Annotated in this window: 9 protein-coding genes; all 9 read left to right on the forward strand. The window is 31.5% G+C overall.

Annotated elements, in window-relative coordinates:
• Positions 1 to 13: 13 nt before the first annotated feature.
• The 9 genes from L3B98_RS04670 (at position 14) to L3B98_RS04710 (ending at position 13,054) form a co-directional block, all read left to right on the forward strand.
• Complete coding sequence (locus L3B98_RS04670; protein WP_238915791.1) at positions 14 to 1,729, forward strand: methyl-accepting chemotaxis protein; 1,716 nt, start codon at positions 14 to 16, stop codon at positions 1,727 to 1,729.
• A 211-nt stretch (positions 1,730 to 1,940) separates the two neighbouring features.
• Complete coding sequence (locus tag L3B98_RS04675) at positions 1,941 to 3,269, forward strand: ABC transporter substrate-binding protein (RefSeq protein WP_077366038.1); 1,329 nt, start codon at positions 1,941 to 1,943, stop codon at positions 3,267 to 3,269.
• A 175-nt stretch (positions 3,270 to 3,444) separates the two neighbouring features.
• Positions 3,445 to 4,380 (forward strand): sugar ABC transporter permease, encoded by a 936-nt coding sequence (locus L3B98_RS04680; RefSeq protein WP_015394901.1) that lies wholly within the window; start codon positions 3,445 to 3,447, stop codon positions 4,378 to 4,380.
• Entirely contained in the window at positions 4,380 to 5,219 is an 840-nt protein-coding gene (locus tag L3B98_RS04685) for a carbohydrate ABC transporter permease (RefSeq protein WP_015394900.1), read from the forward strand. The genes L3B98_RS04680 and L3B98_RS04685 overlap by 1 nt, the downstream gene beginning before the upstream one ends.
• A gap of 155 nt (positions 5,220 to 5,374) precedes the next feature.
• The gene (locus tag L3B98_RS04690; RefSeq protein ID WP_238915792.1) at positions 5,375 to 7,342 is read left to right on the forward strand and encodes a hypothetical protein; all 1,968 of its coding nucleotides are present in this window, start codon (positions 5,375 to 5,377) and stop codon (positions 7,340 to 7,342) included.
• Between the two features lie 193 nt (positions 7,343 to 7,535).
• Positions 7,536 to 8,600 carry a mannonate dehydratase gene (gene uxuA / locus L3B98_RS04695; protein WP_238915905.1) on the forward strand — a complete coding sequence of 355 codons (1,065 nt, stop codon included), beginning with the start codon at positions 7,536 to 7,538 and terminating at the stop codon, positions 8,598 to 8,600.
• A gap of 141 nt (positions 8,601 to 8,741) precedes the next feature.
• Positions 8,742 to 10,844 (forward strand): alpha-glucuronidase family glycosyl hydrolase, encoded by a 2,103-nt coding sequence (locus L3B98_RS04700; protein WP_238915793.1) that lies wholly within the window; start codon positions 8,742 to 8,744, stop codon positions 10,842 to 10,844.
• Positions 10,845 to 11,297: 453 nt separating this feature from the next.
• Positions 11,298 to 12,122 carry a transketolase gene (locus L3B98_RS04705; RefSeq protein WP_238915794.1) on the forward strand — a complete coding sequence of 275 codons (825 nt, stop codon included), beginning with the start codon at positions 11,298 to 11,300 and terminating at the stop codon, positions 12,120 to 12,122.
• Positions 12,122 to 13,054, forward strand: a complete 933-nt coding sequence (locus tag L3B98_RS04710; protein ID WP_238915795.1) for a transketolase C-terminal domain-containing protein — start codon at positions 12,122 to 12,124, stop codon at positions 13,052 to 13,054. Before L3B98_RS04705 ends, L3B98_RS04710 begins: the two co-directional genes overlap by 1 nt.
• The last annotated feature ends 46 nt before the right edge of the window (positions 13,055 to 13,100 follow it).

A 13,100-nucleotide genomic window follows, 5' to 3' on the forward strand; every position in this document is an offset into this window, starting at 1 on the left:
GGAGGGATATTTTGTGAAGTGGTTTAAAAATCTAAAAACTATACAAAAACTAATTTCTGCATTTGTTTTAGTAGCATTATTTATTGTTTTAGCAGGAGGTGTTGGAATAATGAATATGAAACTAATCAAAGCTAATGCAGATAAAATGCATAATGATAATCTTGAGTCCATAAAACAATTAACAACTATAAGGCAGAATATAGCAGATATTCGATTTGATATTTTAAAAATTGATGCTCAGCGAAATATAAATAATCAAAATGAAGCTGCTGAAAAGGAAGTTAAGAGATTATATGAAGAAAATGAAGAAATTATAGCTACCTATGAAAAAACAGCATTATCTGATGAAGAAAAAAACGCGTTAGCTTTAATAAAAGAGGATATAAAATTGTATAAAGATTCAAGTGAATTAATTATGAAATTAGCAAAGGAAAATAATTATAGTGAAGCTGATGACAAATATCTTAATTTAGGACCTGTTAAGACAGCCTTATATAATCACTTAGGCAATTTAATTAGAATTAATACAAATCAAGCTGATGATTTATATAAAGAAAATAATTTTACATATCAGAGTGCTATTTATAAAATAATTATGATAGGAACTGTAAATTTAGTTATAGCTATTATGTTAGGGACTTTAATAGCTATATGGATATCTAAACAAATAAAAAAAGTTTTGAATTTTGCAGAAGCAATTGGTAATGGTGATTTAACTAAATCAATAAAAATCAGTTCAAAAGATGAGTTTGGAAATCTTTCTAATGCATTAAATAAAGCTAATAATAATATAAAGAGTCTAATAAATGAAATAATGCATAATGCAAGTGATATGGGGGCAACAAGTGAGGAATTATCAGCTACAGTAGAAGAAGTCTCAGCTAAAATGGAATCTATAAATGAGTCAATAGAAGAAATATCTGCAGGGGTGCAGGACTTGAGTTCTACAACTGAAGAAGTTAGTGCATCAACAGAAGAGATAACAGCAAACACAAATAGTCTTGCCAATAGAGCAAATGATGCAGCAGGTTCTGTAAATGATATTAAAAAGCGCGCATTGTACATAAAAGATAAAGCAGCAAATGAAATAAAGGAAAGCAATTCAATATATATGGAAAATAGATCTCACATATTAAATGCTATTGAAGAAGCAAAAGTAGTGAATGAAGTTAGGATGATGGCAGATTCTATTGGAAGCATTGCAGAACAGACTAATTTATTAGCATTAAATGCAGCAATTGAAGCTGCTAGAGCTGGAGAACAAGGTAAAGGGTTTGCAGTTGTTGCTAATGAAGTGAGGAATTTAGCGGAGCAATCTTCTGAGGTAGTAATGAATATACAAGCAATGGTAACTAAAGTACAGCTAGCGGTGACGAAATTATCAAAAAGTAGTCAAGATGTACTTGTGTTTATAGATAATAATGTAAAATCTAATTATGAGTTTCTTAATAAAACAGGTATTCAGTATGAAGATGATGCAAAATTTATGGATGGTATAATAAATGAAATTTCAGCATCTTCAAAGCAAATGAATGAATTAGTTGAACAAATATCATATGCATTTCAAAATGTCTCTGGGACAGCAGAAAAATCAGCTACAAGTTCGGAGGATATATCAAATAGTGTTAATGAAGTGACTTTTGCTATTAATGATGTTGCTAAATCTGCAGAAGGTCAAGCAGAACTTGCACAAAAGTTGACAAATATGATACAGAAATTTAAAGTGTGAAGATGTTTACAATTATGAGATATTGACACTAATCATAAGAAAACGATACCTTCTAGTATTTATTATAAAAAAAGTCCTGTTAAAACGATACCATTTCTAATAATAGATCACTTATGTAAAGAATTACATATGTGATAGAATAACATTAAAGCTGCAGCAATTAGTGAAATTTTAGTGTGTTTACCACTATATAAGATTTAGGAGGATATTTATGAAAAATAGAAAAAGAATCATTGGTATTTTATGTGCCCTCTCAATAACGGCATCTATGTTTGTGGGGTGTGGCAGCTCTTCAAAAGATGCTGCTAAAGATAGTAGCAAAGGAGAACAAGTTACTCTAAGATTTTCTTGGTGGGGAAGCGATGTACGTCATAAGGCAACTTTAGATGCAATAGATTTGTATATGAAACAAAATCCTAATGTTAAGATAGAAGCAGAATATGGTGGTGTTGATGGATATCAAGATAAATTATCAACTCAATTAGGTGGTGGTACTGCACCAGATCTTATCCAAGTAGATAATCCTTGGATTTATGATTATGCAAAACAGGGGGAAATGTTTTACGACTTAAATGAATTTAAAGACACAATTGACATGAGTGGGTTTGATAAAAAATTCTTAGATGGTTATTGTACACTTAATGGAAAAATTCAAGGATTGCCAATGGGATTAAATGCATTAACTGTAATTTACAATAAGGATATTTTAAAAGCTGCTAATGCAGATATAACTAAAGATTTAGATTGGGATAAATTAATTGAAGAAGGAAAGAAAGTTCATGCACAAAATAGTAACAATTACTTAATAAATGCTGAACAAAATAATTTTATTGACTTTATTATTATGCCATATGTTATCCAAAAAACTGGACAACAATGGATAAAAGATGATTATACAATTGGATTTGACAAAGCTACACTTACTCAAGCTTTTGAGCTTGAAAAGAAGTTATTTGATGAAGGAATTGTACAACCAGCAGAGCAAAGCTTTACTTTTAAATCTAAACCAGAGCAAAATACTGCATGGATAAATAAGCAATTTGGTGGTGCATTTACTTGGGCAGCTGGTATAGGAGTGCTTACTGGTACTTTAGGAGATAGTGCAGATGTTACATTATATCCAGTGCCTAAAGATGCAAAAAGTTCAGGAATAGTAGTAAGACCAGCGACTTTACTTTGTATTAATAAAAAATCTGCTAATGCAAAAGAAGCAGCAAAGTTTATGAACTTTTTCTTCAATGATAAGGAAGCAGCTAAAATTTTAGGAGATGTTAGATCTATACCTCCTGTAGAAGCTTCAAGAAAAGCTGCATTAGATGCAAATAAAGTAAACCCATTAGCAGTTAAAGCTGTTGAAGCAGCAACAAAAAATCCAGGATTAATATATAATGGTGTTTCTAGTAATTCAGAAATAAGAAATATTTTATTGACTGAAATTGAAAATGTTGCATATAAAAAGTTTACACCTGAACAAGCAGCGGATGACTTGATTAAGCTTTATGAAAATAAATTAAAAGAATTGAAGAGCGCTGCAAACTAGAATTAATCAACACATGGCAATGTTATTTTTAGAAAGCTCCAGCAAATAAGCTTAATTTCCATTGAGTATATTAACTTTTCTAAGGAAAGAGTTATATATTAAGCTGGAGCTTTTACTGTATAAATAATTAGCTATTTCAAGCTATTGATTTGAAGTAAAGGTAGGAGGTTTTTACGTGGAACAAAATACAGCAATTAATTTAAAGAGTAGTGTTACCCGCAAAAAAAGTAAGGTATTAAAAAAATATACTGGATTATTATATATAGCTCCATGGTTATTGGGATTTATTGGCTTTCAATTATACCCTTTGATTTCATCATTTTATTATTCATTTACAAATTTAAGTTTAGGTGGAACACCTAAATTTGTTGGTTTAGATAATTATATTCGTATATTTACAATAGATCCAGAATTCTGGAAATCTCTAAGTGTGACAATAATATATGTATTTACATCTGTCCCTGCAAAATTAGCTTTTGCGTTACTTATTGCAATGATTTTAAATTCAAAATTAAAATTTATAAATGCTTTTAGAACTATATATTATATTCCATCTATACTTGGAGGAAGTGTTGCAGTATCAGTATTATGGCGTTTCTTATTTATGAAGGATGGGACAATAAATCAGATTTTATCTATATTTTCAATACCACCTTTAGATTGGATAGGGAGTCCTAGTTTAGCATTATTTACATTAGATATTCTAACTGTATGGCAATTTGGTTCTTCAATGGTATTATTTCTTGCTGGATTAAAACAGATACCAGCGGAATTATATGAGGCTGGAATAATGGATGGTGCATCAAAGTTTAGAATGTTCTTCACTATTACTATACCAATGTTGACACCAATAGTATTTTTTAACGTTATTATGCAATTAGTTGGGTCATTCCAAGAATTTACATCAGCCTTTGTAATCACAGGCGGTGGACCTATGCAATCAACTTATTTATATGGAATGAAGTTGTACTTAGAAGCTTTTAGATATTTTAAAATGGGATATGCATCTGCTTTATCTTGGGTTCTATTTTTAATAATATTGTTCTTCACAGTTATAATATTTAAAAGTTCAAAGAAATGGGTTTATTATGATGATGGAGGCGATTTCTAATGAAAAAAAAATCAAGAAGCACAATTCTTAGATATGCAATTTTAATAATAGTTGGAATAGTTATGATTTACCCTGTTGTGTGGCTTTTCTTCGCTTCCTTTAAAGGTAATGATGAATTATTTGGTTCCGCAGCACTACTTCCTAAAGCATTTACGTTTGATTCCTATATTCAAGGTTGGAAAGGAACTGGACAATATGGTTATAGCACATTTTTCCTTAATACAATAAAGCTTGTTATACCAACTGTACTATTTACAGTTATGTCAAGTGCTGTGGTGGCTTATGGTTTTGCAAGATTTAAATTTCCATTTAAAAAGATATTATTTGCGCTTATGATATCTACACTTATGCTTCCAAATGCTGTTGTTATAATCCCTAAATATATGCTATTTAGAGATTTAGGTTGGATTGATAGCTATAATCCATTTATTGTACCTGCAATTTTTGCTGGATATCCATTTTTCATCTTTATGTTAGTTCAATTTTTTAGAGGCGTACCAAGAGAATTGGACGAGGCAGCAACAATTGATGGCTGTAATTCCTTTACTATATTTTTAAGAATTATGTTGCCATTAAGTAAACCAGCATTATTCTCAGCAGGAATATTTCAATTTATGTGGACATGGAATGATTTCTTTAATTCTTTAGTTTACATTAATAGTGTTAATAAGTTGACTTTACCTCTAGCACTTAGGATATCACTTGATGCATCAGCCTCAGTTAACTGGAGTCAGATAATGGCTATGGCATTAGTAAGTATATTACCTTGTATTTTAATATTCTTCTTTGCCCAGAAGCATTTTGTAGAAGGAATCGCGACAACAGGAATGAAGGGGTAAAATAGTTAAATGGCAAAAGTATAGTTAATTTATCATAGCTATGCTTTTGTTTTTTAAGCATAAAGTATTGTTTAGTAAGCTAATAAAATGCGAAATTATAATTATAAAATGCAAGGAATTAAGATTGCATGAATGATTGTTAGGTGGTGATTAACATGGAATTTATTATGACAGCAAGAAATAAAGAACAAGAGAACATAGATTATCTTCCATTGAAGGAGCATGGATTAAAAGCATCTATAGATGTAGTAGGCGGAAATGGAAGTATAAAGAATCCATTTCAAGTAAAAGTAGTCATTAACAATGAAAATAAAATAAATTGGTCAGGAGTTATTCATTTAGAGTTAAAATTTAATAAAGTAAGTCCGCGCTATTTTATGCCTGCATTTATGTACGGAAGGAATCGTGGTGAGTGTCCACAGAATGTTCCTAATGAATTTCCAAGACTTAGGGAGGAGATAAAGCGCCCATCATCTCCTTCATGGATGGTAAGAAGTGATAGACTATCTCATCCAGTAGCTTTGGTGTATGATAGCAATAAAATATACGGATTTTGTGCAAGTCCATATTTTATTAATAAAAATGGGATGAAACAGCAATGGAAACCAGAAGTAGACAGTGAATTTTATCAATATGCAGGATATACTTGCTCATTAGAGAAAGGGACTATAGGCTATACGTTAGGGTATGAAAATGCACCATGGTTATTTATAAAATCACATGATGTTAGAGAGAGAACTTCTTTAAGCGAAAATTGCTTCGAATTGGAACCAGGAGAAATTATTGAAGTAGCAATGGATGTATATGAGTTTTATGCAAAAAGTGAGCTGGATATAAATCCTGTAATTGAAGAAGTTTATTATAGATATCATCAAAAGCCAAGAAAGGCAAGTGATATAAAGACAACAGTTGAAGATTTATCACTGGCAGTTTACCAAGATGCATGGCTTCCTGAAGATAGTAGTTATTCAGGACAAGTTTTTGAGAATGAAAATAGTGGAGATTATAGGTATAACAAAATCATATCTATAACTTGGACCAATGGATTATCAGTTGCAACCCCTATATTGATGGCGGCACTAAGGCTTGAGAATGAGTCTATGCGTGAACAAGCATTAGCTTGTATAACAAACATTGTGAATAATTCGTTGAATTCTGTCACCGGATTGCCTTTTGGAGCTTATGACAATGGAAAATGGAGCAATTATGGCTGGTGGTTTGATGGAATGCATACACCAGGACACAGTTCCTACTTGATAGGGCAGGCGCTTTTTTATATTTTAAAGGCTTATGACTATGAAATTAAAATTAAGAACTGCCATCATGAGGAGTGGCTGGCCTTTGTAAATTCTATTCTTATGAAAATTGAGAAGACTAAAAATACAGATAATGAATATCCTTTCATATTATCAGAAAAAACTGGTGCAGGAATTGAATATGATTCCTTTAGTGGTACATGGTGTATGGCAGCTTTAGCATATTATTGCTATCTTACAGGTGATAAATCACACTTAGATAGTTTGATGAAAAGCGAAAGGCATTATTATGAAACCTATATTAAGCATATGGAATGTTATGGAGGGCCTCTTGATACAGATAAAGCTACTGATTCTGAGGGGATCTTAGCTTATATAAAAGCTATCAGATTTATACATGCATTAACAGGTGAAAAAATTTATTTGCAACATATGAAAGATGCAATGGATTATGAATTTTCTTTTAAGTTCTGCTATAATTCTCCAATTAAAGTTCCGCCACTTAGTAAAAATAGGTGGTCAAGCTGTGGAGGGAGTGTAACGTCTATTGCTAATCCACATATTCATCCAATGTCAAGTAATATTGTGGATGAATTATTGTACCTAGTGAAAAATACTGAAGACAAATATGTGAAAGCTCGTATGTTGGATACTATTGGCTGGGGATGTCAAACCTATAACACCTATGATAAAGAATTTGATTATGGAAAAAAAGGTTGGATGTCTGAGAGGTTCTGTCATTCTCAAGGGCTGCTATCAGAAAGATATAGTGACGGTTCTCTCGCTAGTACATGGTTTTGTTTGATGCCATGGGCGAGTGGATCTATTATAGAAGGCTTAGCTGGAGACTTTTGGGAAGTAAATTAAAAAGTCAAAATGGACTAAGTTAAAAATATTTATTTTAATTATCAATTTATGAAATTTTTACCTAATTTCGTAAATTGAGATGTATAATTCTAATTAGAACTTTTATAATTAAATTATAAATTGAGAAGGTAAAATAAGGGTGAATTAAATGCGTTTATTGCATTTATGGCTTAAGAAAGGAAAGAAAATAATTATGGAAATGACACTAAGATGGTTTGGAAAAGAAGCAGATTCAGTAACATTAGAACAAATTAGACAAATTCCAGGAGTAACAGGAGTAGTTACTACCTTATATGACACAATGCCTGGAGAAGTGTGGCCATTAGAGAGAATTAAAGAGATGAAGGCAGAAGTTGAAGCGGCAGGCTTAAGAGTTGCAGGAATAGAAAGCGTTAATATACATGATTCGATTAAGGTTGGTGCACCTGATAGAGATAAATATATTGCTAATTATATTACTACTTTAGAAAGACTTGGGCAAGAAGGGATAGATGTTGTTTGTTATAATTTCATGCCTGTATTTGATTGGACAAGATCTGATCTTGCTAAAGTAAGACCTGATGGTTCAACAGTGTTATCTTACGATCAAGAACTTGTAGATAAAATCAATCCTGAAAACTTATTATCTTCTATGGATTCAAAAGCCAATGGATTTATGCTTCCAGGTTGGGAGCCAGAACGTATGGCTAAAATTAAAGAATTATTTGAACTTTATAAAGATGTAGATAATGAAAAATTATTTAACAACTTAAAGTACTTCCTAGAAGCAATAATGCCAACCTGTGAAAAATATAATATAAAAATGGCAATACATCCAGATGATCCGGCTTGGCCAGTATTTGGACTTCCAAGAATTATGACTTGTAAGGAAAATTTATTAAGATTAGTAACTATGGTGGACAGTCCTTGTAATGGAGTTACCTTGTGTACAGGGTCATTAGGTTCTAATATGAATAACGATATTCCAGATATCATAAGAGCATTAAAGGGAAAAATTCATTTTGCCCATGTTAGAAACATTAAGCATATTGCTCCAGGAAAATTTGATGAAGCTGCACATTTATCTTCTGACGGATCTTTAGATATGTATGAAATTATGAAAGCCTTATATGAAATTGGCTTTAAAGGAATTGTAAGACCAGATCATGGACGTATGATTTGGGGAGAAGTAGCTATGCCAGGATATGGACTTTATGATAGAGCCCTTGGAGTGGCATACTTAAATGGAATTTTGGAAAGCCTTAGAAAACAGTTATAAGTTAGGGGATATAAGTTAAGAGGTAGGCACATATAAAAAGAGCAGCTATGCACTTATAAAGAGAGCAGCTATGCTGCAATACGGAACAATTAGGAAATACAGATTAATTAGCAGTGTAGTAAAAAAGTGGAGGTAATTAAGATGATAGACAAAGAGAGTAAATTATATTCTTGTTGGTTAAATCATGATGGAATAAAAAATAGTAAGCATAAAGAATACCTTGAAGAGATTTTTGTTTCTTGCAAAAGTGAAATCATAGATTCAGCATTATCAGAACTAAAGAGAGCCTTTAAAGGAAGTGATAATGATAAAAAAACTCAAGTAATTTATGAAAATGAAAAAGACATTACTGGTTTTAAGTATATAAGTTTGGTTAAAAAAGAAGACAATAGCTTAGTTAATGACGGGTATAAAATAAAATATACTTTAACTGATAAAAAAACTGAATGTATAAGTGTTTATGCTAGGAACGATACTGGTATCCTTTATGGAGTATTTGCATTATTGCGTTTATTTGAACAAAATAAGCAGCTTAAAGGCATGGAAATCATAGATAATCCAAAGAAAGATCTCAGATTAATAAATCATTGGGACAACCTTGATGGAACTATAGAACGTGGATTTGCAGGTACATCTATACTTTTTGAAAGCAACCGCAATAAAGAAATTATGAAAGAAGTTATGCAGGAAATAGGAGGCATAACAGCAACTAGTAGAGCTTTAAGAAAAGCATTTAATGATGACTATCAAGTAGCAACAGATTTAGATAGGATTAATGATTATGCTAGAATGCTTTCTTCAGTTGGAATCAACGGAGCAATCATAAATAATACTAATGTTCATGAAGCCGAAACTTATTTAATAGATAAGAAAATAAATATTGTAAAAACTATCAGTGACATATTTAATAAATGGGGAATTAAAACTTATTTAAGTATTAATTTTGCAGCACCAATTACATTGAAGGATTTAGAGACTGCTGATCCTTTAGATGAAAAGGTGAAAGAATGGTGGAAGAAAAAAGTTCAATATGTATATAGTGAAATTCCAAGCTTAGGTGGGTTTATGGTAAAGGCTGATTCAGAGGGAAGACCGGGACCATTTACTTATGGTCGTAATCATGCAGATGGAGCTAATATGCTTGGAGAAGCATTGGCACCATATGGAGGAATATTAATATGGAGATGCTTTGTATATAACTGCAGACAAGATTGGAGAGATCATTCAATAGATAGAGCTAAGGCAGCATATGATTGTTTTGATCCATTAGATGGAGAATTCTTAGATAATGTATATCTTCAAATTAAAAATGGTCCATTAGATTTCCAAGTTAGAGAACCAATATCACCGTTATTTGGAGATATGGATAAAACTAATAAATTATTGGAACTTCAAATAACTCAAGAATACACAGGACAGCAAAAACATGTTTGCTATTTAATCCCGTTGTGGAAAGAAGCATTGAATACTATAACTTATGCAAATGGGGATAGTGAAAGCAACGTAGCTAAAAGAGTCAGTGGGATAAATGCAATAGTTAATGTAGGTAGCGATGAAACTTGGACAGGTCATTTCTTAGCTCAAGCAAATCTTTATGGATATGGAAGACTTGCTTGGAATAGTGAGCTTACAAGTGAAGAAATCTCAGAAGAATGGATTAACCTTACTTTTGGAGATAACGAATTAGTAATGAAAAATGTAATGGAAATATTATTGAATTCTTGGGGAGCTTATGAAAATTATACAGCACCACTTGGCATAGGATGGATGGTATCACCAGGACATCACTATGGACCAGATGTAGATGGATATGAATTTTCTCCATGGGGAACCTATCATAGAGCAGACTGCAAAGGAATTGGAATTGACCGTACTCTAGAAAGTGGGACAGGCTATGCAGGTCAATATAATGAACCACTTAAAAGTAAGTATAATAATTTAGAAATTTGTCCAGATGAGCTACTATTATTTTTCCACCATGTTCCTTATACACATGCATTAAGATCAGGAAAAACTGTTATCCAACATATTTATGACACACATTTTGAAGGTTACAAAGCTGTAGAAGAATTTATAAGCAAGTGGAAAGAGCTAGCAAGTATAATAGATAAGACTGTATATGAGCAAGTTCTTGAACGACTTAATATACAATTGGATAGTGCTAGAGATTGGAGAGACCAAGTTAATACTTATTTTTATAGAATGTCTGGAATAGAAGACGGAAAGGGTAGAACAATATACTAGCATGTAAGTTAATGAATTTTAATAGTTAATTTTGAGTTTCAATAATATAAGTTGATTCTATACATTAAGCCTATGAAAATCTAGAAATCGGATTTTCGTAGGTTTTTTTATTTATTTTAGAGAGAAACTGATTTTCATCCATATAGGAATTATTATTTAAATTCATATTTTGTATTTAAGATGAATTAACTAAATTTTTTAGTGATTTTTTAACTTTTATTTATTGATAAAAATAAGAGTTATAGAAAAATACTTCCTTATAGGATTTGTATTAAAGGGATATTCAGACAAATAAAGTGATCTTCGATTTTTGAATAAAAAATAAATAAATATTTAGTATATTGAATAAAAATATTTACTAAAATAATTAGTGATGGTATAATTGGAAGTACAAAATAAAACTAAATTAGTAAGTTGAAAATTTATATAAACTAAATATTTAGGAGGAGAGTTATGGGAAGAGAAGTAATAGACTTAGAACTAAAAGCAAGACAAATAAGAAAAGGTGTTCTTGATATGGTTTATTCATCTAAAGCAGGTCATGTTGGAGGATCTATGTCTAGTATTGATATTTTAACAACACTTTATTATAAAGTACTAAATATTGACCCTAAAAATTTTAGTGATCCTGACAGAGATAGATTTATATTAAGTAAAGGGCATGTTGCAGAATCTCTTTATTATATCTTGGGGGATAAAAGATTTTTTGATAAAGAAAAATTGAAAACTTACAGTCAATATGGTTCTACATTAATTGGCCATCCTAATAATAAAAATAATGGTGTTGAAGTAAACACAGGATCTTTGGGACATGGATTATCAATAGCTGTAGGAATGGCATTGGCAGGTAAACGTGATCATAAGAATTATAGAGTTTTTACACTTATGGGAGATGGAGAACAAGCTGAAGGCTCTGTTTGGGAAGGGGCTATGGCAGCTGCTAATTACAAATTAGACAATTTAGTAGGAATAGTTGATCGAAATGGCCTTCAAATCTCAGGGTCCACTGAAGAAGTTATGGACTTAAAAGATTTAAGCAGTAAATGGACAAGCTTTGGCTGGGAAGTAGTAGAGGTAGATGGAAACAATATTGAAGAATTGCTAAAAGTATTTGATAATATTCCTGCTAAAGAAGGAAAACCAACAATGGTTATTGCAAAAACAATTAAAGGTAAAGGAATTTCTTATATGGAAAACAATGTAAAATGGCATCATGGAGTTCTAACAGAAGAGGAGTATAATCAAGCTGTCAAAGAATTAGAAGGAGGAACTATATAATGAATAAGATTTCTAATCGTCAGGTAATATGTGATACATTAATGGAACTTGCAAAAGAAGATAAAGATATTATGGTTTTAACTTGTGATTCTAGAGGATCAGCATCAATGGGAGCCTTTGCCGCTGAATTTCCAGAACAATTTGTTGAAGTGGGAATTGCAGAACAAGATTCAGTAGGAATTGCAGCAGGACTTGCAACTTGTGGTAAAAAGCCTTATGTTGCTTCGCCAGCTTGTTTCTTATCTATGAGAAGTGTTGAACAAATAAAAGTTGATGTTGCATATTCAAAAACTAATGTTAAGTTAATCGGAATTAGTGGCGGTGTAAGCTATGGCGCACTAGGGATGACACATCATTCACTTCAAGATATTGCTGTTATTAGAGCTATTCCAGATATTGCAGTATTGCTTCCAGCAGATAGATTTGAAACAAAAAAGATGATTGAAGCCTTTCAAAAATATAATAAGCCTGCATACATTCGAATTGGAAGAAATCCAGTAGAAGATGTTTATGAAAATGAAAACTTTGAATTTGAAATCGGAAAATCAAATATGCTTCATGAAGGCAATGACATTACAATAATTGCTGCAGGAGAAACAGTCAAAGTCGCATTAGATGCAAGTAAAGAATTATACGCTAAAGGCATAGGCTGCAGAGTTCTTAGCATGCACACTATAAAACCTTTAGATAATGAAGCAATCATAAAAGCAGCTAAAGAAACAAAAGGAATTATTACAATAGAGGAACACAGTATTTACGGTGGTCTTGGGGCAGCAGTATCTGAAGTTGTTTGTCAAATGGCTCCTACAAAAATGAAAATACTTGGAATAGCAGATGAAGCACCTATAACAGGAAATACTAAAGAAGTATTTAATTACTATGGATTAACAGCAGAAAATTTAGTTAAGGTAGCAGAAGAACTTCTAAATTAAGTAGATTTAATTCATAAGAAATAGGGAATGTAACAATGGAGTGATG

Origin of the sequence: Clostridium sp. YIM B02555 (assembly GCF_022320955.1) — a bacterium.
GTDB lineage: Bacteria > Bacillota > Clostridia > Clostridiales > Clostridiaceae > Clostridium > Clostridium saccharoperbutylacetonicum.

Excerpts from the sequence above, each read along its gene's own strand:
- L3B98_RS04675 (WP_077366038.1), top strand. The coding sequence starts at position 1,941 with ATGAAAAATAGAAAAAGAATCATTGGTATTTTATGTGCCCTCTCAATA.
- L3B98_RS04685 (WP_015394900.1), top strand. The coding sequence starts at position 4,380 with ATGAAAAAAAAATCAAGAAGCACAATTCTTAGATATGCAATTTTAATA.
- L3B98_RS04690 (WP_238915792.1), top strand. The coding sequence starts at position 5,375 with ATGGAATTTATTATGACAGCAAGAAATAAAGAACAAGAGAACATAGAT.
- uxuA (WP_238915905.1), top strand. The coding sequence starts at position 7,536 with ATGGAAATGACACTAAGATGGTTTGGAAAAGAAGCAGATTCAGTAACA.
- L3B98_RS04700 (WP_238915793.1), top strand. The coding sequence starts at position 8,742 with ATGATAGACAAAGAGAGTAAATTATATTCTTGTTGGTTAAATCATGAT.
- L3B98_RS04705 (WP_238915794.1), top strand. The coding sequence starts at position 11,298 with ATGGGAAGAGAAGTAATAGACTTAGAACTAAAAGCAAGACAAATAAGA.
- L3B98_RS04710 (WP_238915795.1), top strand. The coding sequence starts at position 12,122 with ATGAATAAGATTTCTAATCGTCAGGTAATATGTGATACATTAATGGAA.